At 73.5% G+C, this 25,850-nt stretch carries 21 protein-coding genes; 10 read left to right on the forward strand and 11 right to left on the reverse strand.

The window, feature by feature from the left end; all coding sequences use genetic code 11:
- Positions 1 to 25 precede the first annotated feature (25 nt).
- Positions 26 to 622: a histidine phosphatase family protein gene (locus tag V7E46_RS08975; RefSeq protein ID WP_333767916.1), complete on the reverse strand. Its 597-nt coding sequence runs from the start codon at positions 620 to 622 to the stop codon at positions 26 to 28.
- Positions 623 to 927: 305 nt separating this feature from the next.
- Here V7E46_RS08975 and V7E46_RS08980 point away from each other — a divergent pair, with 305 nt between their 5' ends.
- Positions 928 to 2,364 (forward strand): dihydrolipoyl dehydrogenase family protein, encoded by a 1,437-nt coding sequence (locus V7E46_RS08980; protein WP_333767917.1) that lies wholly within the window; start codon positions 928 to 930, stop codon positions 2,362 to 2,364.
- A gap of 71 nt (positions 2,365 to 2,435) precedes the next feature.
- Here the strand turns inward: V7E46_RS08980 and V7E46_RS08985 are convergent, their stop codons facing one another.
- Positions 2,436 to 3,143, reverse strand: a complete 708-nt coding sequence (locus V7E46_RS08985) for an SDR family oxidoreductase (RefSeq protein ID WP_333767918.1) — start codon at positions 3,141 to 3,143, stop codon at positions 2,436 to 2,438.
- Between the two features lie 116 nt (positions 3,144 to 3,259).
- Here V7E46_RS08985 and V7E46_RS08990 point away from each other — a divergent pair, with 116 nt between their 5' ends.
- The 9 genes from V7E46_RS08990 (at position 3,260) to V7E46_RS09030 (ending at position 15,727) form a co-directional block, all read left to right on the forward strand.
- Positions 3,260 to 3,937, forward strand: coding sequence for a TetR/AcrR family transcriptional regulator (locus V7E46_RS08990; RefSeq protein ID WP_333767919.1), 678 nt, complete (start codon positions 3,260 to 3,262; stop codon positions 3,935 to 3,937).
- A 338-nt stretch (positions 3,938 to 4,275) separates the two neighbouring features.
- On the forward strand, positions 4,276 to 5,559 hold the full coding sequence (locus V7E46_RS08995) for an ROK family protein (RefSeq protein WP_333767920.1): 1,284 nt from the start codon (positions 4,276 to 4,278) through the stop codon (positions 5,557 to 5,559).
- A 444-nt stretch (positions 5,560 to 6,003) separates the two neighbouring features.
- A complete protein-coding gene (locus V7E46_RS09000; protein WP_333767921.1) occupies positions 6,004 to 6,507 on the forward strand; it encodes a flavin reductase family protein in 504 nt (167 codons plus the stop codon).
- A 79-nt stretch (positions 6,508 to 6,586) separates the two neighbouring features.
- Positions 6,587 to 7,654, forward strand: a complete 1,068-nt coding sequence (locus V7E46_RS09005; protein WP_333767922.1) for an ABC transporter substrate-binding protein — start codon at positions 6,587 to 6,589, stop codon at positions 7,652 to 7,654.
- Complete coding sequence (locus V7E46_RS09010) at positions 7,651 to 8,559, forward strand: ABC transporter permease (RefSeq protein ID WP_333767923.1); 909 nt, start codon at positions 7,651 to 7,653, stop codon at positions 8,557 to 8,559. The genes V7E46_RS09005 and V7E46_RS09010 overlap by 4 nt, the downstream gene beginning before the upstream one ends.
- On the forward strand, positions 8,535 to 9,383 hold the full coding sequence (locus tag V7E46_RS09015) for an ABC transporter ATP-binding protein (protein ID WP_333767924.1): 849 nt from the start codon (positions 8,535 to 8,537) through the stop codon (positions 9,381 to 9,383). The genes V7E46_RS09010 and V7E46_RS09015 overlap by 25 nt, the downstream gene beginning before the upstream one ends.
- Positions 9,367 to 10,752: an LLM class flavin-dependent oxidoreductase gene (locus V7E46_RS09020; protein WP_333767925.1), complete on the forward strand. Its 1,386-nt coding sequence runs from the start codon at positions 9,367 to 9,369 to the stop codon at positions 10,750 to 10,752. Before V7E46_RS09015 ends, V7E46_RS09020 begins: the two co-directional genes overlap by 17 nt.
- Positions 10,749 to 14,696 carry an ABC transporter ATP-binding protein gene (locus V7E46_RS09025; RefSeq protein ID WP_333767926.1) on the forward strand — a complete coding sequence of 1,316 codons (3,948 nt, stop codon included), beginning with the start codon at positions 10,749 to 10,751 and terminating at the stop codon, positions 14,694 to 14,696. The genes V7E46_RS09020 and V7E46_RS09025 overlap by 4 nt, the downstream gene beginning before the upstream one ends.
- Positions 14,693 to 15,727, forward strand: a complete 1,035-nt coding sequence (locus V7E46_RS09030; protein WP_329181448.1) for an aldo/keto reductase — start codon at positions 14,693 to 14,695, stop codon at positions 15,725 to 15,727. Before V7E46_RS09025 ends, V7E46_RS09030 begins: the two co-directional genes overlap by 4 nt.
- A gap of 49 nt (positions 15,728 to 15,776) precedes the next feature.
- Here the strand turns inward: V7E46_RS09030 and V7E46_RS09035 are convergent, their stop codons facing one another.
- The 9 genes from V7E46_RS09035 to V7E46_RS09075 form a co-directional block, all read right to left on the reverse strand.
- On the reverse strand, positions 15,777 to 17,132 hold the full coding sequence (locus V7E46_RS09035) for an NtaA/DmoA family FMN-dependent monooxygenase (protein ID WP_333767927.1): 1,356 nt from the start codon (positions 17,130 to 17,132) through the stop codon (positions 15,777 to 15,779).
- Complete coding sequence (locus V7E46_RS09040) at positions 17,129 to 18,352, reverse strand: LLM class flavin-dependent oxidoreductase (protein ID WP_333767928.1); 1,224 nt, start codon at positions 18,350 to 18,352, stop codon at positions 17,129 to 17,131. The genes V7E46_RS09035 and V7E46_RS09040 overlap by 4 nt, the downstream gene beginning before the upstream one ends.
- A gap of 161 nt (positions 18,353 to 18,513) precedes the next feature.
- A complete protein-coding gene (locus V7E46_RS09045; RefSeq protein ID WP_333767929.1) occupies positions 18,514 to 19,446 on the reverse strand; it encodes an NADP-dependent oxidoreductase in 933 nt (310 codons plus the stop codon).
- A gap of 47 nt (positions 19,447 to 19,493) precedes the next feature.
- Positions 19,494 to 20,231 carry a GNAT family N-acetyltransferase gene (locus tag V7E46_RS09050; RefSeq protein WP_333767930.1) on the reverse strand — a complete coding sequence of 246 codons (738 nt, stop codon included), beginning with the start codon at positions 20,229 to 20,231 and terminating at the stop codon, positions 19,494 to 19,496.
- Between the two features lie 91 nt (positions 20,232 to 20,322).
- Entirely contained in the window at positions 20,323 to 21,339 is a 1,017-nt protein-coding gene (locus V7E46_RS09055; RefSeq protein ID WP_333767931.1) for a transporter substrate-binding domain-containing protein, read from the reverse strand.
- Positions 21,340 to 21,395: 56 nt separating this feature from the next.
- Positions 21,396 to 22,190, reverse strand: a complete 795-nt coding sequence (locus tag V7E46_RS09060; RefSeq protein ID WP_443054092.1) for an amino acid ABC transporter ATP-binding protein — start codon at positions 22,188 to 22,190, stop codon at positions 21,396 to 21,398.
- Positions 22,187 to 23,194: an amino acid ABC transporter permease gene (locus V7E46_RS09065; protein WP_333767932.1), complete on the reverse strand. Its 1,008-nt coding sequence runs from the start codon at positions 23,192 to 23,194 to the stop codon at positions 22,187 to 22,189. Before V7E46_RS09065 ends, V7E46_RS09060 begins: the two co-directional genes overlap by 4 nt.
- A gap of 474 nt (positions 23,195 to 23,668) precedes the next feature.
- Positions 23,669 to 24,280, reverse strand: a complete 612-nt coding sequence (locus V7E46_RS09070; RefSeq protein ID WP_333767933.1) for an acyl-CoA-like ligand-binding transcription factor — start codon at positions 24,278 to 24,280, stop codon at positions 23,669 to 23,671.
- On the reverse strand, positions 24,277 to 25,850 hold a 1,574-nt coding region (locus V7E46_RS09075; RefSeq protein WP_333767934.1), incomplete at its 5' end, for an MFS transporter. The genes V7E46_RS09070 and V7E46_RS09075, both read right to left, overlap by 4 nt.

Below are 25,850 nucleotides of genomic sequence, written 5' to 3' on the forward strand. Positions count from 1 at the left end.
GCGCGGCAGGTGCTGTGCGTACGGCTCAGGGCAGCCGGTTCCACGCGGTCAGCACATGGCGGCCGTGCTCGGAGCCGAGCCGGCTGACCGTACCGGTGGCCAGCTGGAAGAGGGCGCCGTCGGCGGGCGGCAGGCCCAGCCTGCGGGCGGTCAGCACCCGCAGGAAGTGGGAGTGCGCGACCAGCACCACATCGCCGCCGTCGCCGTTGGCGAAGGCCGCCTCGACCCGGGCGAGCACCCGGTCGGCGCGCTCCCCGATCTGCTCGGGGGTCTCACCGGGATGGCCCTCGGGCCCGGGGACCACACCGTCGGTCCACAGGTCCCAGCCGGGCCGCCCGCGCAGGATGTCCCGGGTGGTCACACCCTCGTAGCCGCCGTAGTCCCATTCGTGCAGCCCGGGATCGATCCTGACCCGGTCCAGGCCGGCCAGCTTCGCCGTGTCGCGGGCGCGCCGCATCGGACTGACCAGGACCGCGGAGACGTGCCGGGCCGCGAGCAGCGGCGCCAGGCCGCGGGCCTGCGCCTCGCCGTCCTCGGTGAGCGGCAGATCGGTGTAACTGGTGTGCTGCCCTGACAGGCTCCACTCGGTCTCACCGTGCCGGATCAGCACCAGCTCGCCCATCGCCGCACCTCCTGCGACGCCCCTCGGCGTCCCGGTGTGATCATACGTCCCAGCCGTACCCGACGGCCGGTCAGCCGGCGCCCGCCGCCCGGCCGCAGGCCGCCGGTCACCCTTGCGGCGGCAGGCATGACACACGGGCGCCGGGAAAGACTCCCGTCACCCTTCGTCGTGACGATGACCGCGCGTGTCCCGGTTGCGGCATCAGCGTGGCGTCGGTGTGATCGTAGGGACGTGCCGCGGGCGCAGGTGCGCCCGCGCCCGTCCGGCCCGTCCCCCGTCGTCCGACGACAGCAACAGGAGCCGCCATGAACGACGCCCCCCGCACCTACGACGTGATCGTCATCGGTGCAGGCCCGGTCGGTGAGAACCTGGCCGAACGCGCACGGGCCGCCGGGCTGAGCGCGGTGATCGTGGAGAGCGAACTGGTCGGCGGCGAGTGCTCCTACTGGGCGTGCATGCCGAGCAAGGCGCTGCTCCGCCCGGCCCTCGCCCGCGCCGACGCCAAGCGGCTGCCGGGGCTCAGCCGCGCCGTGCAGGGGCCGCTGGACACCGCCGCGGTGCTGGCCAGGCGCGACGACTTCACCTCGCACTGGAAGGACGACGGGCAGCAGGCCTGGCTGACGTCGGTCGACGTGGATCTCGTACGCGGCCACGGCCGGCTCGACGGCCCGCGGCAGGTGGCCGTGGCCACCGCGGACGGCGGCACCGTACGGCTGGCCGCGCGGCACGCGGTGGCGGTCTGCACCGGCACGACCGCGGCGCTCCCGCCCATGCCGGGCATCGCCGACATCAATCCGTGGACCAGCCGGGACGCGACCAGTGCCAAGAAGGCGCCGCGGCGGCTCGCCGTGGTGGGCGGCGGAGTCGTCGCGGTCGAGATGGCCACCGCGTGGCAGGCGCTCGGTTCCCAGGTCACGCTGCTGGTGCGCGGCGACTCGCTGCTGCCGAAGGTGGAGCCCTTCGCGGGCGAGATGGTCGCCGACGGGCTGCGGGAGGCCGGGGTCGACGTGCGCTTCGGGACGAACGTCGCCTTCGTGGAGCGGGACGGCGCCCACGGCGAGGTCAGGCTCGGCGTGGAGGGCGGCGCCCGGGTCAGCGCGGACGAGGTGCTCTTCGCCATCGGGCGCGCCCCGCACACCGGCGACATCGGCCTGGAGACCGTCGGCCTCAAGCCGGGCAGCTGGCTGCCGGTGGACGACACCTGCCAGGTCACCGGCGTCGACGGCGGCTGGCTCTACGCGGCCGGTGACGTCAACCACCGGGCGCTGCTCACCCACCAGGGCAAATACCAGGCCAGGATCGCCGGCGCGGTGATCGGCGCCCGCGCGAAGGGCGAGCCGGTGGACGAGACGCCGTGGAGCCCGTATGTGGCGACCGCCGACCACGCTGCGGTGCCGCAGGTGGTCTTCACCGACCCCGAGGTCGCCGCGGTCGGCCTGTCGGCCGCCGAGGCGGAGCAGGCCGGGCGGCGGACCACGGTGGTGGACTACGACCTCGCCCAGGTCGCCGGCGCGAGCCTGTACGGCGACGGCTACCGGGGCCGGGCCAGGATGGTCGTCGACCTGGACCGCGGCCACCTGCTGGGCGTCACCTTCGTCGGCCCGGGCGTCGGCGAACTCCTGCACTCGGCGACGGTGGCGGTCGCGGGCGAGGTGCCGGTGGACCGGCTGTGGCACGCGGTCCCCGCCTACCCCACGATCAGCGAGGTCTGGCTGCGCCTGCTGGAGGCCTACCGGGGCTGACCCGGCCGCCGGCCGCTCGACCGGGCGCCCGGGAGGTCCCGGGCCGTCCCCTCGGGTTGGGCCGCCTGGGGTCAGCGGCCCGCGAGCTGCGGGTAGAGCGCCGCCAGGTCGGCCGCCAGGCCCGCCTTGACCTGCTTGCTCAGGTCGTCGGCGAGCACTTCGTGCAGCCCGGCCCCGACGCCGTCCAGCGCGGTGCGCGCCACCGCCGCGGGATCCAGCTTCGGGGCGGTGACGCCGACCGTCATGTCGGTGTCCATGTAGCCGACGTGCAGCGCGGTGACCTGGGTGCCCCGGTCCGCCAGTGCCAGCCGCAGCGCGTTGGTCATCGACCACTCGGCCGACTTCGCCGCGGAGTAGGCGGCGCTGCCCGGCTGGCTGATCCAGGACAGTACCGACAGCACATTGAGGATCGCGCCGCCGCCGTTCTTCGCCAGGGCGGGGGCGAAGGCCCGGCTGACCGCCAGGGTGCCCAGCACGTGGGTCTCGAACTCGGTCCGGTACGCGCTCAGGTCGCCGTCCAGGATGGCCGCTCCTGTGGAGCTGCCCGCGTTGTTGACCAGCAAGGTGACGTCGCCCGCCTGCTCGGCCGCGGCGCGTACCGAGCCGGGGTCCGTGATGTCGAGGGTGATCGGCACCGCTCCGGGTACGCGCACCGACGCGGGATTGCGGGCGGCGGCGTAGACCTTGGCCGCGCCGGCGTCGAGCAGCGCCTTCACGAACTGCTCGCCGAGGCCGCGGTTGGCTCCGCTGACGAGTGCGACCGAGCCGTTGATCTGCATGAGGGTCCTCCGGTAGGGGAGCGGGTCGTAGTGCCGACCGATGGAAACCGATCGGTTTCCACTCACCGTAAACCGATCTGTTTCCGATGTCGAGCGGGCGCGGTAGTCTCGGGCTTATGGCCACCACAGCGGAGCAGCCGTCACCTGTCGCGGAGCCGTCGCCCCTTGCGGAGCCGAAGCCTCTTGCTGAGCCGTCGCCCGACGCGGCGGCGTCCCGGGAGGGGAGGCGCGCGGGGAAGGCGTCGTCGCGGGACCGGCTGCTGGACGCCGCGGCCGAGCTGTTCTACCGGGACGGCGTCGGCACCGGCATCGACGCCCTGTGCAAGGCCGCGGGTGTGTCGAAACGCTCGATGTACCAGCTCTTCGCCGGCAAGGACGACATGCTCGCCGCCGCGCTGGAACGCGCGGCGCCCGGTTATCAGGCGCTCGTGCTGCCGCCGCCCGGCGCCCCCGGGCCGCCTCGCGCCCGGCTGCTGCACGTCTTCGAGCGGCTGGAGCGGGCCGCGCTCTCGCCCGGCTACCTCGGCTGCCCGTTCCTGGCTACCCAGGTGGAGCTCAAGGACCCCGCGCACCCCGCGAGCGTGGTCGCCGCCCGCGGCAAGCAGGTGCTCACCGACTTCTTCCGGGCCGAGGCCGCGCGCGGCGGCGCCGCTGACCCGGCCCTGCTCGCCCGCCAGCTGACGCTGGTCTTCGACGGCGCGAGCGCCCGGGCCGGCATCGGCGCCGACTCGCTGGACGGCCTCGCGGTCACCACGGCCGCCGCGCTGATCGACGCTGCGGGTGTCACGGACTGAGCCGCATCGGTCGCGGCGGGGCGGCGCAAAGAGCGGGAACGGGCGGAAACCCGCCCCGGACGCCCGCGTTGGGCGCCCACAACGTGGCCGTCGCGTCCACCATGCGGTCAACCGTTTGACCGGCTTCGGCCGCGCCGGTTACGTTGCGCGGCATGCAGCGCACCACACACCTGACGACGCGGGGTCATGTCGACCTCAAGCGTGTGTGCTCCGCCGCGTGTCACCAGGTCTGACAGCACAGCTCCGCGAGGAGCGCCAACGGGGTGCCCGCCCCGCCGGTTCGACGCCGGCGCGGCCCCCACGGGTACGCCCCGCCGCCGTCGACCTGGAAGGCCACCGTGGTAGTCCTGCCGCCGTCCGACCGCCGTGACACCGCCCCGCTTCCCCCGACTCCGCTGCGCCGCGCCGACGTTCCGCACTCCGCGGTCCCGCTCCGCCGCCCCTCGGCGGCAGGCGCCGTGCTCAGCGCGATCCTCGACCACGGCCCGGTGGCCCGCAGCACCGTCGCCCGGCTGACCGGCCTGTCGCCGGCCGCGGTGAGCGGGCACTGCACGCAGTTCCTGGCCCGCGGCCTGATCAGCCAGAGCGAGGAGACCGCGGGACCGCGGGGCCTGGGCCGACCGCACATCCCGCTGGACATCGACACCGGCCGCTATCTCGTGGCCGGCGCGCACATCGCGGTCGCCCACTCCACCCTGGCGCTGATGGACCTGCGCGGCCGGATCGTCGCCAGCGACCGCAGGCCGCACCACGGCACCGACCCGCAGCGGGTGCTCGGCGGACTGGCCGCCCGGCTGCCCCGGCTGGTCGCCGCGCACGCCGGCGGCCGCACGGTGCTGGCGCTGGGCCTCGCCACCGGGCAGTGGGTGGACCCCGACGCCGGGGTGATCGTCGACCATCCGCGGCTGGGCTGGCGCGATGTGGCGGCCCGTGAGTTCCTGGCCGCCGCCACCGGGCTGCCGGTGCACGTCGACAGCCACTCCAGGGCGCTGGCCCGCGCCGAGCAGCTGTTCGGCGCGGTGGCCACCCGGGAGAGCGCGGTGCTGCTGTTCGTCGGAGCGGTCGTGGACGCCGCCTTCGCCACCACCGACGGGGTGCACCGCGGCCCGCGCTCGGCGGCGGGCAGTGTGGCGCACCTGCCGGTCGGACCCGGCACGGACACGGACGCCGGCCCGGCGGAGACCTGTACATGCGGCACGCCCGGCTGCCTTCAGTCCGAGGTGTCGGAACCCGCGCTCGTCCGGCAGGCCGCCGCCCGCGGGCTCGTGGTCGCCGACTTCCGCGCGCTGCTGGACCTGGCGCTGGCCGGCGAACCGCGCGCGGTGGACCTCTTCCGGCGGCGGGCGATGCATGTGGGCCGGGCGGTCGCGCTGCTGCTTGACATGTTCGACCCGGAGGTCGTGGTCGTCGTCGAGCCGGGCGCCGGGCGGCTGACGGAGTGTCTGGACGTGCTGCGCGCCGAGGTCGCCGACCGCTCGTGGGTCTGCGGCGACCCGCGGCGCGTGGTGGTGCCGAGCAGCTTCACCGGCTCGGTCCTCCAGGTCGCGGGCGGCGCGGTCGCGCTCGGCGCGCTCTACGCCGACCCGCTCGGACCGTGGCCGGTGCTGCCCGCCGTGGGCTGAACGGGTCGCAGGCCGGCCCGGCGGGCGCGATATCCGACTTAATTCAGGAAGTTGCATTGTTGACCCGGGTGGAACGCGGCCGCGAGAATGGAATCATGAACGGTAAGCAGCGGAATCCGGAGCAGGCGCCGAGCCCGGCGCGTTCCTTCCGCGCGCCCGCCACGCCGGCCCGCGACACCGCCCGGCGTGCGTGTTGTCGGCGCCACAGCGCCCCCGCCGCGTGTCGCCCGCACCGTTTCTGTCGGGGCGTCAGCCGCACCGCGTAATCACCGCGGCCCCCGTACGGCATTCCCCGCCCCCCTGCTTTTCCCTTGTTTCCCCTCCTCTCGTCCCATGTCGTGATCAGCCGCGCCCATAGTGCGCCGCACAATGCCGTGCGGGCCGCCGACGCGGTGCTTTCCGCTGCGCCCATCCCGCCCGCACCCAAGCCAATTGGGGGAGACGTTGACCACCACCGTGCCGTCGCTTCCCGCCCCGGGCATCGCCCCTGAGCGGTTCAAGAAGATCTTCCGCAACCACCCGGCAGGCGTGGTCGTCGTCACCGTGGGCGCAGGCCGCGGCCCGGCCGGCTTCACCGCGACCTCGCTCACCTCGCTCTCCCTCGAACCCCCGCTGGTGTCGTTCGGCATCGGAGTCACCGCGTCGTCCTGGCCGCATGTCGAGCAGGCCGGCAGCGCCGTCGTCAACTTCCTCGGCGCCGACCAGGAACAGCTCGCCAGGACCTTCGCCACCAGCGGTATCGACCGTTTCGCCGAGCCGACCCGGTGGCGCCGGCTGCCGCAGGGCGAGCCTGTGCTCGACGGGGTGACCGGCTGGCTGCACCTGCGCATCGAGCAGATCGTGCCGGCCGGCGACCACCGCGTCGTGATCGGCCGGGTCCAGGACTCCTGGGCCGGCGGCGCCCGCAGCCCGCTGCTCTTCCACGACGGCGGCTACCACTCACTGTGACCAGCCCAGCACCCGGTACCCCCACCCCGCCCGGACCAGCGACCGGATGACGATTCCGGCCTTTCCCCAGGAATTCACCATGACCACAAGCCCCGCCGCCCGACTCGTCCCACGCCGGTCATTTCTCGCCCTCGCAGGCGGCGCCGCATACCTCGCCGCGTGCTCCCGGAATTCGAGCGCGTCGATCGACAGCGTGCCGAACCGCGCACTCCCCTCGGGCGCGCCGCCGTCCGGGACGAAGCTCGCGATAGCCATTCACACCTCACAGTTGCAGCTGGCCGAATCGGGCCTGGACAAGCAATTGCAGTTCTCGGTCTCCAGCTGGCCCAATCTGAGTGCGGGACCCGATGTCATCCAGGGATTCCGCGCCCATTCCGTCGATCTCGCGAGCAACGCCGGAATTCCGCCGATCCAGGCCGAGGCCATCAAGGTCGGCGCCCGGATCGTCGCCGTGCAGAGCCGCGACCACCCGATCTACAGCTTCGCGACCGCGCCGGGATCCGGGGACGCCATCGCCTCGGCGAAGGACTTCCGCGGCAAGAAGATCGCCTTCTCGCAGGGCCAGGCCCAGGGCGTGGTGGTGCTGCGCGCCATCAAGGAGGCGGGCCTGAGGAATTCCGACGTCAAGCTGATCGCGCTGCCCAGCACGCAGTTCCTGACCGCGCTGCAGTCCAAGCAGGTCGACGTGGCGCCGCTGGGCGAACCGTCGCTGACCAAGTACCTCAGCCAGTACGGAAAGGACGGCGCCCGGGCGGTCGCCACCGACGTGGTGGACAGGCTGGGCGTCCTGTGGGCGCCCACCGAGGTCCTCAACGACGACGCGAAGGTCGCCGCCATCCGCAACTTCATCCCGCTGTGGGCCAAGGGCGTGGTGTGGGCGTGGGAGAACACCGACCAGTGGATCCGGAGCTACTACGTCAAGGACCAGGGGGTGACCGCCGCGGACGGCAAGCGCATCGTCTCCGCGCTCTCCCAGCCGCAGTTCCCGCGCAGCTGGGACAGGGCCGTCGCCTGGGAGCAGGAGACGGCCGACCTGATGGCCGAGGGCGGCTTCGTGACGAAGGTCAGGGCCGAGGCGCTGTTCGACCGCCGCTTCGAGGGGCTGGCGGCGCAGGCCGTACCGGCGAAATACCAGGTGGCGTCATGACCGACCTGCTGCCCCAGGCGCGTGCGGCGGAGCCCGCAGCCAAGGACCGTACCCAGGCCGCGGCGCCCGCACCGGCCCGGCGCGCCGTGACCGGCACCCGGCGCACCGCGACCTCCGCGACCGGCACCCGGCGGCGGCTCGGCCCCGGCCGGGCGATCCCCTTCGCCCGGCTGACCGGCCCGGCGCTGGTGGTGCTCATCTGGTGGGCCGCCTCCGCCTCCGGCTATCTCGACCCGCGCATCCTGTCGGGACCGGGCACCGTCGCCTCGACCGCGGCCGACCTGATCAGGAGCGGCCGGCTCCAGAGCAATGTGGCGGTCTCGCTGCAACGCGCCGGATTCGGCCTGCTGTTCGGGGTGCTCGCCGGTGTGCTGCTAGCGGTGGCCGCCGGGCTCAGCCGGGTCGGCGAGTACCTGCTCGACGGCACCCTCCAGGTCAAGCGCGCGATCCCGTCGCTCGCCCTGCTGCCGCTGATGATCCTGTGGCTCGGCATCGGCGAGCAGATGAAGATCACCGTGATCGCCCTCGGTGTCGCGGTCGTCGTCTACATCAACACCTACGCCTCGCTCACCGGCATCGACCGCAGATACGTCGAACTGGGCGAGAGCCTGGACCTCACCCGCGTGCAGTTCATCCGCAAGGTGGTGATCCCCGGCGCGCTGCCCGGCTTCTTCGTCGGACTGCGCCTGGCGGTCACCGCGTCCTGGCTCGGCCTGGTGGTGGTCGAGCAGATCAACGCCACCAAGGGCCTCGGCTACATGATGTTCCAGGCCCAGCTGTACGCCCAGTCCGACGTGATCATCGTCGGCCTGGTCGTCTACGGAATCTTCGGCTTCGTGTCGGACGCGATCGTGCGTGCCGCAGAACGGAGGGTGCTGTCATGGCGACGCACGCTGGCGGACTGACCGCCGAGCGGCCGGCCGGCCCGGCGGCCGCCGCGGTCCGCACCACCCGGCTGGTGCGCTCCTTCGGCGACCGGGACGTACTCAAGGAACTCGACCTGGCCCTGGGGCAGGGGGAGTTCACCGCGCTCCTGGGCCGCAGCGGCTCCGGAAAGTCCACCCTGCTGCGCGCGGTCGCCCGGCTCGACCACGGTGTCGCCGGGTCCGGCGAACTGAGCGTGCCCGAACGGGTGTCGCTGTCCTTCCAGGACTCCCGGCTGCTGCCCTGGCTGCGGGTGCTGGACAACGTGGTGCTCGGCGTGCGCGGCAGGGACGCCAAGGAGCGCGGCACGAAGGCGCTGGCCGAGGTCGGGCTCGAAGGCCGGGAGCGCTCCTGGCCGCACGAGCTGTCCGGCGGCGAGCAGCAGCGTGCCGCCCTGGCCCGCGCCCTGGTCCGCGACCCCGAACTGCTGCTGGCCGACGAGCCGTTCGGGGCACTGGACGCGCTCACCCGGATCAGGATGCACGACCTGCTGCGGGAGCTGTACGAACGGCACCGCCCCGCGGTGCTGCTGGTCACCCACGACGTGGACGAGGCCGTCGAACTCGCCGACCGCGTCCTGGTGCTGGAGGAGGGCCGGATCGCGGTCGACCTGACCATCGACCTGCCGACCCCGCGCAGCCGCCGCGACCCGCGCTTCCAGGAATACCGCGACCTCCTGCTCGCCGCGCTCGGCGTGCACCAGCCGGAGGCCACCGCCGACCCCGTACGCCCCGCCCCGCACCCCGCTGACGCGCCCACCGGGCACCCGCACAAGGAGACGAACTCCCATGACCCGCAAGCCTGACCGCAAACCGCTGCACCTGAACGCCTTCCTGATGTCGGTCGGGCACCACGAGGCGGCCTGGCGGCTGCCGGAGAGCCCCGCGGCCGGCGGCACCGACATCGCGCACTACCAGAACCTCGCGCGGATCGCGGAACGCGGCAAGCTCGACTCGCTCTTCCTCGCCGACAGCCCCGTCCTGATGGGCGACCCGGGCCGCCGCCCCGCCAACAAGCTCGAACCGACCGTGCTGCTCACCGCGCTGGCCGGCGTCACCGAGCACATCGGCCTGATCGCCACCGCCTCCACCAGCTACAACGAGCCGTACAACCTGGCCCGCCGGTTCGCCTCGGTCGACCATGTCTCGGACGGCCGGGCCGGCTGGAACATCGTCACCACCGCGGGCGCCGATGCGGCCCGCAACTTCGGCCTGGACGACACCCCGCTGCACCGCGACCGCTACCTGCGGGCCGCCGAGTTCGTGGACGTCGCCACCAAGCTGTGGGACAGCTGGGCCGACGACGCCGTCGTCGCCGACAAGGAGTCCGGCATCCACGCGCTGGCCGACAGGGTGCGGAAGTTCGAGCACCGGGGTACGTATTTCCGGGTGGACGGACCGCTGAACGTACAGCGTTCCCCGCAGGGCTACCCGCTCCTGGTGCAGGCCGGCTCCAGCGAGGACGGCAAGGACTTCGCGGCCCGCTACGCCGAAGCGGTCTTCACCGCCCAGCAGACCCTTGAGGAGGCCATCGCCTTCTACAAGGACGTCAAGCAGCGCGCCCTCGGCTTCGGCCGCGACCCCGAGGGCATCAAGATCCTGCCCGGCATCGTGCCCGTCATCGGCGACACCGAGGATAAGGCGCGGGCGCTGGACGACGAGCTGGACCGGCTGATCCGCCCCGAGTACGCCGTGCGGCAGCTGTCCAGGACCCTGCGTGTCGCCCCGGAGCAGCTGGAACTCGACAAGGAGCTCCCCGACGACATCCCCACCGAGGACGAGATCGAGGGCGCCAAGAGCCGCTTCACCCTCATCGTGGAGCTGGCCAGACGCGAGCGGCTGACCGTACGGCAGCTGATCGGCCGGCTCGGCGGCGGACGCGGCCACCGCACCTTCGCCGGCACCGCCGAACAGGTCGCCGACACCATCGAGCACTGGTACGACGCGGGCGCCGCCGACGGCTTCAACATCATGCCCGCGGTGCTGCCCTCGGGACTCGAGCTGTTCGTGGACCGGGTGGTGCCGATCCTCCAGGAACGCGGCCTGTTCCGCACCGAGTACACCGGCAGCACCCTGCGCGAGCACTACGGCCTGCCGCGCCCCGCCAACCGCCTCTTCGACACCGCCGACACCAGCGCCGGGCACTTCGGCATCGCACTCACGGAGGTTTCGTGACGGACTGTAGAAGCACGGCCCCCGGGGCGGCCGCCACCCCGGCGGCCGGCCCGGCGGGACCGCCACCGGCCGGCTGGGTCCGCCGGCTCGGCGGCTACTGCCTGCGGCACCGCGGCGACCTGCTCGCCGCCTTCGCCGGCGCGCTGGTCGCCGCGGTCGCCACCGCGGTGCTGCCCCTGGTGCTGCGCCACGTCGTGGACACCGTCGCGGCCGGCGCGGGCGGCCCGCTCGGCTGGTGGATCGCGCTGCTCGCCGGGATCGGCGCCGTCCGCTTCGCGGCCGGCTGCACCCGCCGCTACCGGGCCGGGCGGTTGTCGCTCGGCGTGCAGTACGACCTGCGCAACGACGCCTTCGGGGCGCTGCTGCGGCTCGGCGGCGCCCAGCAGGACGACCTGCGCACCGGCCAGATCGTCAGCCGGTCGATCTCCGACATCACCTTGATCCAGACCCTGCTGCAGTTCCTGCCGAACATGACGGGCAACGCCCTGATGTTCGTGGTCTCGCTGGTCCTCATGGCGCTGCTGTCCCCGCTGCTGACGCTGGTCGCGCTGGTGGTCGGGCCGCTGCTGTGGCTGATCGCGCTGCGCAGCCGCAAGGACCTCTTCCCGGCGAACTGGCACGCCCAGCAGGAGGCGGCCGAGGTCGCCTCCACCGTCGAGGCGGCCGTCACCGGGGTCCGGGTCGTCAAGGGCTTCGGGCAGGAGCAGCGCGAGCTGGCCGGCCTCGAAGGCCGCGCACGGCGCCTGTTCTCCTCCCGGCTGCGGGTGGTGCGCTACACCGGCCGCTACACCCCCGCGCTCCAGGCCGTCCCCGCGCTCGGCCAGGTCGCGGTGCTGGCGCTGGGCGGCTGGCTGGCGCTGCACGGCCGGATCTCGCTCGGCACCTTCCTGGCCTTCACCACCTACCTCGGCTCCTTCGTCACCCCGGTCCGCCAGGTCGCCACCCTGCTCACCGTCTGGCAGCAGGCCAGGGCGGGCACCGAGCGCGTCCTCGAAGTCATCGACGAGGCCCCAGCCGTCACCGACGCGCCCGGCGCCACCGCCCTGCCCGCCGGTCCGCCCGCGCTCAGCTGGCACGACGTCACCTTCGGCTACGGCAAGGGCCGCGAGCCGCTGCTGCGCGGATTCACCCTGGACATCGCGCCAGGCGAGACCGTCGCCCTGATCGGCCCGGCCGGCTCCGGCAAGTCCACCGCGGCCGCCCTGCTTCCGCGCTTCTACGACGTCTCGTCCGGCTCGGTCAGGGTCGGCGGCACCGATGTGCGCGACCTGCGGCTGGACTCGCTGCGCTCCGCGATCGGCTACGTCTTCGAGGAGAGCCTGCTGCTGTCCGACAGTGTGCGGGCCAACATCGCCTACGGCGACCCGGACGCCTCCGAGGAGCGGATCAGGCGGGCCGCCGCCATCGCCCGCGCCGACGGATTCGCCGAGCGCCTGCCCCAGGGCTACGACACCGTCGTCGGCGAGCAGGGCCTGACCCTGTCCGGCGGCCAGCGCCAGCGCATCGCGCTGGCCCGCGCGCTGCTCGGCGACCCCGCGGTGCTGGTACTGGACGACGCCACCTCCGCGATCGACGCCCGGGTCGAGTCCGAGATCCACACCGCGCTGCGGGCCGCCACCGCGCGGCCCACCACCCTGATCGTCGCGCACCGCAGGTCCACCCTCGAACTGGCCGACCGCATCGCGGTCCTGGACGGCGGCCGGGTCGTGGACACCGGCACCATGGACGAACTGCGCTCCAGGTCCGCGCTCTTCCGCAGCCTGCTGTCCGCCGCCGACGTGGCCGAGCCCGGCACCGCGCCCGCGGGCACCGGGGCCGCCGGCGCCCCGCCCGCGGACCGTCCGGCCGAATACGTACCCGCCGCCGAGGACGACACCGCGCCGCCGGCCGTCACCGCCCGCCTGTGGCGGCGCACCGGCGCCCCCGAGCGGCCGCGGACCGACGGCACCGACCTCAGGGCCGCCCAGGCCATGGCACTCACCGCGGCCACCGCGGGCCGCGGGCGCGGCGGGCCCGGCAGCGGGGTGCTCGGCTCCGCCCCGCCCACCGCCGAACTCCTCGCGGGGCTGGCCAGGATGCCGCTGCCCGACGCCGACCCGGACGTCCCGGCCGAGCGGACCAGGGCCGCCGACCCGCACTTCGGACTGCGGGCGCTGATCGGCCCCTTCCGGCTGCCGCTGCTGCTCGGGCTGCTGCTGGTGGCCGCGGACGCCGTCGCGCAGATCGCGGTGCCGATCCTGGTCAGGCACGGCGTCGACTCCGGTGTCGCCCGCCACTCCGGCGCCGCCCTGCTGGCCGCCGCGGGCGCCGCCGCCGCCGTGGTCTGCGCCGACTGGCTGATCGGCGTCGCCCAGCAGCGGACCACCGGGCGTACCGGCGAACGCCTGCTCTACACCCTGCGGGTCAAGACCTACGCCCAGCTCCAGCGGCTCGGCCTGGACTACTACGAGCGCGAGCCCGGCGGCCGGATCATGACCCGGATGACCACGGACGTCGACGCGCTGTCCAACTTCCTCCAGACCGGCCTGATCACCGCGGTCGTCAGCCTGCTGACCGTGCTCGGCGTCCTGGTCACCCTGCTGGTCATCGACGCGGGGCTCGCCGTGGTGCTGCTGTGCGCGCTGCCGCTGCTGATCGGCGGCACCGCGCTCTTCCGCCGCCATTCGGTGCCTGCCTACCACGAGGCCAGGGAACGCGTCAGCGCCGTCAACGCCTGCCTCCAGGAGAACGTCACCGCCATCCGCGTCACCCAGGCCTTCCGCCGCGAGGACCGCAACGCCCGCGACTTCGCCGCGCTCGCCTGGGCCTTCCGGGGCTCCCGGCTGCGGGCCCAGCGCAATATCGCGCTCTTCTTCCCCTTCGTGGAGCTGCTGGGCGTACTGTCAACCGCCGCGGTCCTCGCCGTCGGCGCCGGCCAGGTCCGCTCGGGAGCGCTGACCGCGGGCACCCTGATCGCCTTCCTGCTCTACGTCGACCTGTTCTTCTCGCCGATCCAGCAGCTCTCCCAGGTCTTCGACGGCTACCAGCAGGCCGTGGTCGGCCTCGGCCGGCTGCGTACGCTGATGCGCACCCCCGCCGGCACCCCGGCCGCCGACTCCCCGCTGCCGGTCGCCGCGCTGCGCGGGGAGATCGTCCTCGACCGGGTGTCCTTCGGCTACGCGGGCGGCGGCGGCCAGGAAGTCCTGCACGCCGTGTCGCTGCGGATCGCCCCCGGCGAGACCGTCGCCCTGGTCGGCGCCACCGGCGCGGGAAAGTCCACGGTGATGAAGCTCATCGCCCGCTTCTACGACCCCACGTCGGGCGCGGTGCTCGTGGACGGGCACGACCTGCGTGCCCTCGACCTCGCTGGCTTCCGCGCCCGGCTCGGCGTGGTGCCGCAGGAGGCCCATCTCTTCAGCGGCACCGTACGCGACGCCATCGCCTACGGCCGCCCCGCCGCGGGCGACGCCGAGGTGGAGGCCGCGGCGCGGGCGGTCGGCGCGCACGACATGGTCGCCGCGCTGCCGCTGGGCTACCTCCAGCCGGTCGGCGAACGCGGCAGGAACCTGTCGGCGGGCCAGCGCCAGCTGCTCGCGCTGGCCCGCGCGGAACTGGTGGACCCCGACATCCTGCTGCTCGACGAGGCCACCGCCTCGCTGGACCTCGCCGCAGAGGGCCGGGTCGCCGCCGCCACCGAGGCGCTGACCCGGCGGCGGACGACGCTGGTCGTGGCGCACCGGCTGACGACCGCCGCCCGCGCCGACCGGATCGTGGTCATCGACCGCGGCACCGTCGTCGAGACCGGCACCCACACCGCCCTGCTGGCCGCGGACGGCCCCTACCGCAGGCTCTGGGACGCCTTCCGGCAGACCGGCGCCGCCGCCACCGTCGACCAGCTCGCCCCGGCCGCGGACCCGCACACCGATCCCACCACCGACCATCTCGTCAACGGGAGAGCACGATGACGCAGTACCGCCCCTTCGGACGCACCGGCGTCAAGGTCAGCCCGCTGTGCCTGGGCGCCATGATGTTCGGCCCCCGGGGCAACCCGGACCACGCCGACGCGATCCGGATCATCCACCACGCCCTCGACTCGGGCATCAACTTCGTCGACACCGCCGACGTCTACTCGGCCGGCGAGTCGGAGACCATCGTCGGCAAGGCGCTGGCCGGCGGCCGGCGGGACAATGTCGTGCTGGCCACGAAATTCCACGGCAGCCTCGGCAGCGACCCCAACGAGCAGGGCAATTCGCGCCGCTGGATCGTCCGCGAGGTCGAGAACAGCCTGCGCAGGCTCGGCACCGACTGGATCGACCTCTACCAGGTGCACCGGCCCGAGCCCGGCACCGACTTCGACGAGACGCTCGGCGCGCTGTCCGACCTCGTCCACCAGGGCAAGATCCGCTACATCGGCACCTCCACCTTCGAGCCGTCGGCGATCGTGGAGGGCCAGTGGACCGCCGAACGCCGGGGCCGCGAGCGGGTGGTCGCCGAGCAGCCGCCGTATTCGCTGCTGGCCCGCGGCATCGAACGCGAGGTGCTGCCGGTCGCCCAGCGCTACGGCCTGGCGGTGCTGTCCTGGAGCCCGCTGGCCGGCGGCTGGCTCTCCGGGCGCTACCGCAAGGGCGCCGAGCAGCCGGTCTCCAGCCGGACGGACCGCCAGGCGGCGCGCTTCGACATCGACTCGGCGGAGAACGCCGCGAAGCTGGAGGCGGCCGACGCGCTGGCCGCGCTGGCCGAGGAGGCCGGGCTCACCCTGGTCCAGCTCGCGCTGGCCTTCGTGCTCGAACACCCCGGCATCACCTCGGCGATCATCGGCCCGCGCACCTTCGAGCAGCTGGAGGGCCAGCTCGGCGCGGACAAGATCACGCTGGACCGGGAGATCCTGGACCGTATCGACGAGATCGTGCCGCCGGGCGTGAACCTGTCGGCGCGTGACGCCGGGTACGTCCCGCCCGCCCTCGGCGACTCCGCCCTGCGGCGCCGCTCGGCCTGACGCGGAAGCCCGCCCCGGAAGCCTCGTCCCGGGGCGGGCTCCGCCGCGCCTAAGCGCCGGCCTGCGGAGTGCGCAGGCCCAGGTGGTCGCGCAGCGTGGTGCCCTCGTAGTCCTGCCGGAAGACACCGCGCTCCTGGAGCAGCGGGACGACGGTGTCCGCGAATTCGTCCAGGCCGCCCGGCGTGATGTGCGGCACCAGGATGAAGCCGTCGCTCGCGTCGGCCTGCACGAAGTCGTCGATCGTGCGCGCGACGGTCTGCGCCGAGCCGACGAAGGTCTGCCGGGCGCTGGTCTTGATGACCAGGTCGCGGATCGACAGCTTTTCCGCCGCCGCCAGCTCCCGCCACTCCCGGGCGGTCTGCAGCGGGTCGCGGGTCATCCTGACGCTCGCCCGGCCGCGGGCCACGGTGTGCTCGCCCGGGTCCGGGTCGATGTCCGGCAGCGGGCCCTCCGGGTCGTACGCGGACAGGTCGCGGTTCCAGACCTGCTCCAGCAGCTTGATCGCGGTCTGCCCGCTGACCTGGGCGCGCCGCACCTCGTACGCCTTGTCGTGGGCGTCGGCGTCGGTGTCGCCGAGGACGAAGGTGGCGGCGGGCAGGATCAGCAGCTCGTCATGGGTCCTGCCGAAGCGCTCCAGCCTGCCCTTGACGTCCTGGTAGAAGGCCTGGCCGGCCTCCAGGGCGGAGTGCCGGCTGAAGATCGCGTCGGCGGACGAGGCAGCGAAGTCCCGGCCCGCGTCGGAGTCGCCGGCCTGGAAGATCACCGGGCGGCCCTGCGGGCTGCGCGGCACGTTGAAGCGGCCGGCGATGTCGAAGTGCTCGTCCTTGTGGCGGAAGGCGCCCGCGGCCGGGTCGCGCAGGAAGCGCCCTGTCGCCTTGTCGGCGATGATCTCGTCGCCGTGCCAGGAGTCGAACAGCTCGCCTGTGGTCTCCAGGAACTGCCGGGCCCGCGAGTAGCGGTCCTCCTGGGCGAGGAAGCCGCCGCGGCGGAAGTTCTCACCGGTGAAGGCGTCCCAGGAGGTGACCACGTTCCAGGCGGCCCGCCCGGCCGACAGGTGGTCGAGGCTGGCGAACTGCCGGGCCACCTCGTACGGTTCGTTGAAGGTGGAGTTGATCGTGCCGGCCAGGCCCAGCCGGTCGGTCACCGCGGCCAGCGCCGCCAGCACGGTGAAGGTGTCGGGGCGGCCGACCACGTCCAGGTCGTATATCTCGCCGCCCTGCTCGCGCAGCCGCAGCCCCTCCGCCAGGAAGAGGAAGTCGAACTTGGCCCGCTCCGCGGTCCGCGCGAGGTGGACGAAGGAGCTGAAGTCGATATGGCTGCCGGCCGCCGGGTCGCTCCACACGGTGGTGTTGTTGACGCCGGGGAAATGGGCCGCGAGGTGGATCTGCTTGCGGGGCTTGCTCATGGCGTGTCCGTTTCTCCGGGGCAGGCGGTGGCGTAGCGGTTGGCGGGGCGCGGCAGTCCGAGCAGACCGCGCAGTGTGGGGGCCTCGTAGGAGCGGCGGAAGACACCGCGGGACTGGAGTTCGGGCACCAGGCCGCGGCTGATCGCCCGCAGGTCGCGGTCGGCGTCCGCGGGGCGCAGCCGGAAGCCGGTCAGCCCGGCGTCGCGCAGGTCCAGCAGCAGGTCGGCGAGGCCCGCCGGGGTTCCGGTGAAGATCCGGGCGTCGGAGGTGTGGGGGGCGTCCAGAAGTGTGTCGAGCCGCTGCCTGCGGGCCTCCGCCGCCGGCGCGGTCTCCTCCAGGAAGACCAGCAGGTCGCCGAAGACGTGCACGGTCTCGCCCGCCCGGCCCGCGTCCTGCTGCTCGCGGCAGATCTCGGCGACGATCTCCGCCGCGTGCGCGGCGTCCGCCGGGGTGACGAAACCGACGTCCGCGGACCTGGCCACCAGCCGGAAGGGCACGGTGGCGTGCGCCAGTGCGGTCACCAGCGGCTGGCCCTGCGGCGGGCGGGGCGTGATCGAGGGTCCCCTGACGCTGAATCTGCGGCCCTCGAAGTCGATGTAGTGCAGCTTGCCGCGGTCCACGAACCTCCCGGTGGCCGCGTCGCGGATCTCCGCGTCGTCCTCCCAGCTGTCCCACAGCCGGCGCAGCACCTCGACGTAGTCGGCGGCCTCGTCGAAGTGCTCGGCGATCAGCTCCTGCACCTGCGGGGCGTTGAAGTCCTCGACGGGCAGCGGCGGCAGCACCCGGCGGCCGAAGTGCCCGGAGATGTGCGGCTGGGCGGCGATCTGCACCCGCAGGCCCGCGCGCCCGGAACTCACATGGTCGAGCGTCGCGATGGCCTTCGACAGGTGGAACGGCTCGGTGTGCGTGCTGACCAGCGTCGGGACCAGCCCGATGCCGCGGGTGAGCGGCGCCACCCGGGCCGCGGTCAGGACGGCGTCGAGCCGCCCGCGCACCTGGTCGGTGCGCTCGTCGGGGACGAAGGGGCTGGCGGACTGGAGCGCGAGCGAGTCCTCGAACGTCACGAAGTCGAGCAGGCCTCGTTCGGCCTCGGCCACGGCGTCGGCCCAGTAGCCGGCGTCGAACAGCTCACGCGGCCGGGCGCCGGGCTCCCGCCAGGCGGCGGGGTGCCAGCCGGCGTCCTGAAGGGCGACGGCGAGATGCAGCGGTGCTACGGACATGCGGGGTGCCTTCCTCGATCGACCGGGGCGGGCGCGGCCGGGGCGCCCGGATGAGTGGGGCCGCCGCCCCGGCGTCGTCGGTCGCGGGGGGCGGCAGGCAGCGGTACGGCCGTCGGACCCGGCCTGCGGGTCCGGGACCTGCCGTGCGGCGGGCGGCCGGTTCAGACGGGGCCGGCGCCGTCGATCTCCAGCACGATCTTGCCGCGGGTGTGGCCCTCCTCGACCGCCCGCAGCGCCTTGTCCGCCTCGGCGAAGGGGAAGGTGGCGGTGACGTACGGGTCCAGGGCGCCCTCGGCCACCAGCGCCGCCACGGCCTCCAGCACCTCGCTGGTGCGCTCGCGCAGGACCGCCGCGCCGCCCAGTTCGGCCACCACCGCCCGGTCGGCGCCGCTGATCAGCCGCGACCGGTCGGTCAGCACCTCGGCGACCTCCCGCAGCGACTCGCCGCCGACCAGGTCGAAGACGGCGTCGACGCCGTCGGGGGCCGCCGCCCTGATGCGGTCCGCGACGCCGGGACCCGACTCGGCGTGCACGGCGCCCAGCGACTCCACGAAGTCCTTCTTGCCGCTGCTGGCGGTGCCCACCACCCGCAGGCCGCGGTGCCGGGCGATCTGCGCCGCGGCCGTACCGACACCGCCGCCGATGCCGTTGACCAGCAGCGTCGCGCCCTCCGGCAGCGCGAGCTGGACGATCCCGTCGTAGGCGGTGGCCGCCGCGACCGGCAGCGTGGCCGCCGCCGCCCAGGACACCCCGGCGGGCTTGCGCGCGGAGCCATCCGCCGGCAGGACGGCATAGTCCGCGTAGCTGCCGCCGACCGGATGGCCGAACACCTCGTCGCCCACGGCGAAGCCGGACACCCCCTCGCCGACCTCGGCCACGACCCCCGCCGCCTCGCGGCCGAAGACCACGGGGAATTGCGGCTCGGGTTCGCCCGGGCCGCGGAGCCCGGCCCGGCGCTTCCAGTCCGCCGGGTTGACGCCTGTCGCCCTGACGGCGATCAGCACCTGGCCCGGGCCCGGCACGGGGCGGGGCACATCGGCGAAGGCCTCGGCCTCGGGGCCGCCGTTGCGGGTGAACACGTATGCGCGGGGCATGGCTGCTTCCTTCGTTCTCATGGGGCGGGTGCGGTGGTCGCCGGAACCTACGGCCGCGGCTCTCCCGGCACCCGCAGGAAGTGGAAGACCGTGGTGCGGCGCAGGGTGAAGCCGATCGACTCGTACAGTCTGATCGCGTTGGTGTTCACCGCGGCCGCGTGCAGGAACGGCGTGTCGCCGCGGTCCCTGATGCCCGCCGCGACATGCCGCACCAGCCGGGTGGCCAGGCCCTGGCCGCGGTGCTCCTCGTCGGTGCACACCGCGCTGATCTCGGTCCAGCCCGGCGGTCGCAGCCGCTCCCCGGCCATCGCGATCAGCCGGCCCCCGCGCCGGATGCCGTAGTACGCGCCCATCTCGACGGTCCGCAGCAGGAAAGGACCCGGCTGCGCTCGTGCGACCAGGTCCAGCATCTCCGGTACGTCGGCGGGGCCGAGCCGCTGCGCCTCCGGGTCCGCCGCGTGCCGCAGCGAGGTCGCGACGAGCTGCACGCCCTGCCCCGACTGCCCGGTCGACCAGCCGTCCGGCAGCGTCGGCGCCCCGGCGAGAGCGAAGGAATTGCCCGGCCCGACCAGGGTGGCCAGATCCGCCCAGGACCGCGGGTCGGCCGCGTCGGCGATGGCGACGAACGGGGAGACGCCGCTGAGGTATCGGGCGGCGGAGCCGACGATCTCGGCGAGGTGCCGGTGCGGACCGGTCAGCGCGGCCCAGGCCGGATTGTCCAGGACGCGGACGCCGGGTTCGCCGGCGCCGGGGTGCTGATGCGGGGGCTGGAGGCTGGTCGACATGATCGCGGTGGTGCTCCGTTCTGCGCCGGCTCGTCGGCGCTCATGCATGGCAACCGGATCGGGGGCCGGGAAAATCCCGGCCCCGTCCAGGTCAGGAATTGCTCAGCGGCAGGCCGGGCGGGTTGATCCGCGAGCTGGGCAGGCCCTCGTTGGTGAGGTTCCAGGCGGCCAGCCACGAGGCGTACTGCCCGTTCTTGATCAGGTAGTTGATCGCGTCGGCGAGCGGCTTGGCCAGCCCGCTGTCCTTCTTCGTCGTCGCGCAGATCAGCCCCTGCAGGCTCGCCCCGGCGCCGGAGAAGGTGCCCGCGCTGCGGGTCGCGGCGGGCGTGCCCGCGGTCGTGGCGGTGTGGTAGGCGACGCTGGGGTTGGGCGCGAAGTAGGCGTCGATCTTGTGGGAGGACAGCGCCAGGTAGGTGCTGTTGGCCTCCTGGTAGTACTTGATGGTGAGCTTCTTGCCCTCCGCCTTGAGCTGGGTCTGCCACTTCAGCAGGATCTTCTCCTGGTTGGTGCCCGAGCCCACCGCGACGGTCTTGCCCGCCAGGCTCTGGTAGGTGCCGTCGAAGGTCCAGGCGTCGTCCTTGCGGACCTCGAAGCCGAGGTTGTCCTTGCGGTAGCACGCGAAGTCGTAGTGCTCCTTGCGCTGCTCGGTGTCGGTGATGTTGGAGAAGCCGACGTTCGACTTGCCGCTGTCCAGGCCGACGAAGAGGTTGTCCCAGGTGGCGTTGGCCAGCACCGGCTTGAGGCCGAGCACCGCGGCGACCAGTCGGCCGAGGTCCGGCTCGGAGCCGGTGATGGTCTTCTGGTCGGTGCCGATGTAGCCGATCGGCGGGGAGCCGGAGGGCAGGAATCCGAGGCCGATGGTCAGCTGCCCGCTGTCCACGACGGACTTCGGCAGCTCGGCGCGGATCGCGGCCACCTCGCTCACGGAGATGTCGGTCGGCTTGGCGGCGCCGTTGGACAGCGCGCCGACGACGACCGTGCCCTTGGCGTTCGCCGCGGCCGGCGCCGCGGAGTCCGAACCGTCGTCACTGCCGCAGGCGCCCAGGCCCAGAGTCAGCGAGGTGACGGCGGTGAGGGTCAGGACGAGTCTGGAACGAAGGCGAGGCATGGCGATCCCTTGGTGCTCGAGGGTGTGCGGGGTTGACGGTGGAAGCGGGGGCGGGGTCACAGGACCCGGCTGAGGAACTCGCGGGTGCGCGGGTGCGCGGGATGGTTCAGCACCTGCTCGGGCGGGCCCTGCTCGACGATCCGGCCGGCGTCGAGGAAGACCACGGTGTCGGCGACCTCGCGGGCGAAGCCGATCTCGTGGGTGACGATGATCAGCGTGGTGCCGCTGGTGGCCAGGTCCTTGATGACCGCCAGCACCTCGCCGACCAGCTCCGGGTCCAGCGCGGACGTCGGTTCGTCGAAGAGGATCACGCCGGGCTCCAGGGCCAGCGCCCGGGCGATGGCCACCCGCTGCTGCTGGCCGCCGGACAGCTGCCGCGGGTAGGCGTCGGCCTTGTCGCCGAGGCCGACCCGCTCCAGCAGGGCGCGGGCCAGCTCCTGCGCCTGTGCCCGGGACTTGCGGCCGGTGGCGACCGGGGCCGCGGTCACGTTGTCCAGCACGGTCAGATGCGGGAAGAGGTTGAAGTTCTGGAAGACGAAGCCGATCCGGCTGCGCTGGGCCAGGATCGCGCGCTGGCTGATCTCCTTGAGCCGGCCCCGGTGGTGCCGCACCCCGATCAGCTCGCCGTCCACGCTGACATGGCCGATGTCCAGCTTCTCCAGGTGGTTGACCGCCCGCAGCAGGGTGGACTTCCCCGAACCCGACGGGCCGAGGATCACCGTGACCTGCCCGGGCTGCACCGTCAGGTCGATCCCGGACAGCACCTGGTGGGGGCCGTACCACTTGTGCGCGTCATGGATGCTCACGGCCGCGGCGGGCGGCGGAACGCTGTCCTCGAACACGGTGCTCACCCGGCTGCTCCGATCGCGATCCGTGCCCGCAGGTCCCGCAGCTGCGTCCGGAGTCGTTGCAGGGGAGTAGGCGGTACGGTGCGCAGCGCGCCGCGGGAGAAGTACCGCTCCACGTAGTACTGGATCACCGACACCACGCTGGTGAGGATCACGTACCAGGTCGTCGCCACCACCAGCAGCGGCACCACATCGCTGGGATAGGTGCTGCCCATCGTCTCGACCTTGCCGAACAGGTCGAGCAGCGAGACGTAGAACACCAGCGAGGTGCTCTTGATCAGGCCGATCAGCTGGTTGACGTACGAGGGGACGATCGCCCGCAACGCCTGCGGGAAGACGATCCGGGAGAACTGGTAGCCGCGCGGCATGCCGAGGGCCGCCGCCGCCTCGTGCTGGCCCTGGTCCACCGACAGCACACCGGCGCGGACGACCTCGGCGGCGAACGCCGCTTCGTTCAGACTCAGGCCGATGACCGCGACCACCAGCTCCGAGGCCAGCTTGGACTCGTCGAAGTGCACGAAGCCCGGGCCGAACGGCACGCCCAGGCTCAATGTGCGGTAGAGCGCGCCGAAGTTGTACAGGAAGAGCAGCAGCACGATCAGCGGGATCGAGCGGATCAGCCACACGTAGAGCCAGCTCACGGTGCGCAGCACCGGGCTGCGCGACAGCCGCGCCAAGGCCAGCACGATCCCGCCCAGCAGCCCGAACAGGGCGCTCCAGGCGGCGACCTTGAGGGTGATCAGCAGCCCGTCGAGGATCACCGGGCGCAGGAACCAGTAGCGGAACCGGTCCCACTGGAAGAACGGGTTGGTGACCAGGCCGTGCGCGACCTGGGCGGCCAGTACCAGCACCACGCCGGTCAGCAGCCAGCGTCCGGGGTGCCGCAGCGGGATCACCCGCTGAGCGGACAGGGCGTCGGCCGCCTTGCCGGGCACCGGAGGCGGGCTGTCGGCGGCGGGCGGGGAGGCGGGCGCGGCCGCCGCGGCAGGCGGGGACGATTCGCTCATCGGGAACTCCAGCGCAGGGCAGGGGGGACCGTCGCGCCTGGACAGGCGGGCACCGGGCCGGGTTGAAGAGGGGGACGGGCCGGCCTGCGCGCGACGGCACGGCAGGGCACGGGAGTTCCGGCGGCGGTGCTGCGGGCGGCGGGTGCCGCGGCGTCAGCGGGCGGTCGGCCGGGGGGTCAGCGACAACACAGGGCGCTGCTGACGCGGAGCAGGTCGATGTGCCGGGCCAGGAACGCGGAAGCACGGCCGTGGCGTCGCCACGCTGCCATCCCGGGTCCTGAGTACATCCTGGCCACCATCGTCCGTCTGCCCGTGCGGGCGTCGCGCCATGCCGCGTCGTGCGGTGGCCGGCAAGGCTCCGGCCTGGCCGTAAAGTAGGCAGTACCACCGGGGCGTGTCAACGAGCCGCCGCCCGGATCAGCCCGTTTCGCGGTGGTTGGGTCCGGGGCAAGGGGCCGTGGTTTCACACGCCGTTCAAAAACGCAGCCCCTCGGCGAGCAGCGCGAACTGCCGGTCGTAGAGCGCGATCAGGTCCACCTTGCCGTCCCGCTGCACCCAGTGCCGTACCACCGCCGTGGACACCGCGATGAGCGCGGCGGCGGCGCAGTGCACGTCCAGGTCCTCCGGGTCGCGGCCGGTGCGTTCGCTGATGACCGCGGCCACCACGTCCTGGCTGCGCTGGAGTTCGTCCCAGGAGCGTGCCCTGATCGCGGGGTCGGTGAAGCCGAGCCGGGTCCGCAGCAGCAGCTCGTCGTGGTCGGCGGCCAGCAGCCGGCCGAGCGAGTCGGTGAGCGCGTGCCGGATCGACTCGATGATCGGCTCGCCGGGCGGCCGGGAGCGCAGCGCCTCGACGAGCGCGGGGTCGTACTCGTCGTCGAGGACCACGTCCTCCTTGGTGGGGAAGTACCGGAAGAAGGTGCTGGGGGAGACCTCGGCCGCGTCGGCGATCTGGTCGACGGTGGTGGCCTCGTAGCCCTGGGCGGCGAAGAGGCGGTAGGCCTCGCGCCTGATGGTCCGCAGGGTACGCAGCTTCTTGCGCTCCCGCAGGCCCGGTTCCGGCGCGGTCGGGGTCTCCTTGGCGTTCATGCCGGAGATTGTCCGTGGTCGGCGGTGGATGTGGCGACCTCCCGCGCGGACGGGACGGCGCCGGCGCCCGCCGGCCCCGGTTCGCCGCCCACCGCCCTGGCGGGCAGGAAGGCCGCCGCGAGGACGGCCGCGACCAGCGCGATCGCCCCGCACACCAGCAGTGCGAGGCTCATACCGTGCACGAACGCCCCGTGCGCGGAGGCCAGCAGGCCGGGGTCGTGCAGCCGCGCCGCCACCGCGTCGGCGCCGCTGACCGAGTCGCGCGCCGCGGCGGCGGCCGGGCCGTCCAGACCGTCGGTGCTCAGCCGGGCCAGATAGCCCGCGCTCAGCAGGCTGCCGAGCCCGGCCACCCCGAGCACCCCGCCGACCTGCTGCACGGTCTCCAGCAGGCTGGTGCCCTGGCCCGCACGCCCGGCGGGCAGCGACGCCATCACCAGGCTGGTCGCGGGCACCACGGCGAGGCCGAAGCCGAGGCCCGTCATGGTCAGCCACAGCGCGGCGTACCCGTATCCGTCGCCGCCGCCGGTGGCCGCGCCGATCATCGTGCCGGCGGCGAGCACCACCAGCCCCGCCGGCACCACCACCCGCGCGCCGAGCCGCGGCACCAGCGCCTCGCTCAGCGCGGCGGCGGCCATCAGCCCGCCGATCAGCGGCAGCACCCGCAGCCCGGTCCCGAACGCGTCGTGCCCGAGCACCGCCTGCAGATACTGCGGTACGACGAACATGATGCCCATCACGGCGAAGTTCACGAAGACCGCGGTCAGCGTCCCCCAGCGGAACCGCGGATCGCCGAACAGCCGCAGGTCCGCCAGCGGGTGCGGACACCGCCGCTGCCAGGCCGTGAAGGCGGCCAGCAGCGCAGCGCCGCCGATGACGCCGGCCAGCACCTTCGGGCTGCCCCAGCCGTCGCCGGGGACCAGGATCGTGCCGTAGACCAGCGCGGTGATGCCCAGCGCGCTCAGCGCCGTACCGACCGTGTCGAACGGCACGGCCGCGGCGCGGTCCCGCGATTGGTCGGCGGGCAGCAGCCAGACGGACGCGATCAGCGCCAGCACGACCACCGGCACGTTGAACAGGAACACCGAGCCCCACCAGAAGTGGTTGAGCAGCCAGCCGCCGACCAGCGGCCCCACCGGCATGCCCACCGCCGTGGCCGCGGTCCACACGCCGATGGCCTTGGGCAGTTCGGCCGGCCCGAAGACCCGGGGCAGTACCGCCATCGACACCGGCATGATCATCGCGGCGGCCAGTCCCAGCACGGTGCGTACGGCGATCAGCTGCCCGGGCGAGCCCGCCTGGGTGCCGGCCAGCGACGCCAGGCCGAACAGCGCGATGCCGCCGACCAGGACGCGCTTGTGGCCGTAGCGGTCGCCGAGCAGTCCGACCGGCAGCATCGCCACCGAGAGAGCCAGCAGGTAGCCGCCGTTGATCCACTGCAACTGGGCGCTGTCGGCGCCGAGCTCGCCGGACAGCGTGGGCAGCGCGACGCTGATGACGGTGCCGTCCAACGCGATGATCAGCACACTCAGGGTGAGGGCCGCCAGTGCCCACCAGCGGCGGGGGGAGCGGG

The organism is Streptomyces sp. IBSBF 2435, assembly GCF_036815005.1.
Classification (GTDB): Bacteria; Actinomycetota; Actinomycetes; order Streptomycetales; family Streptomycetaceae; genus Actinacidiphila.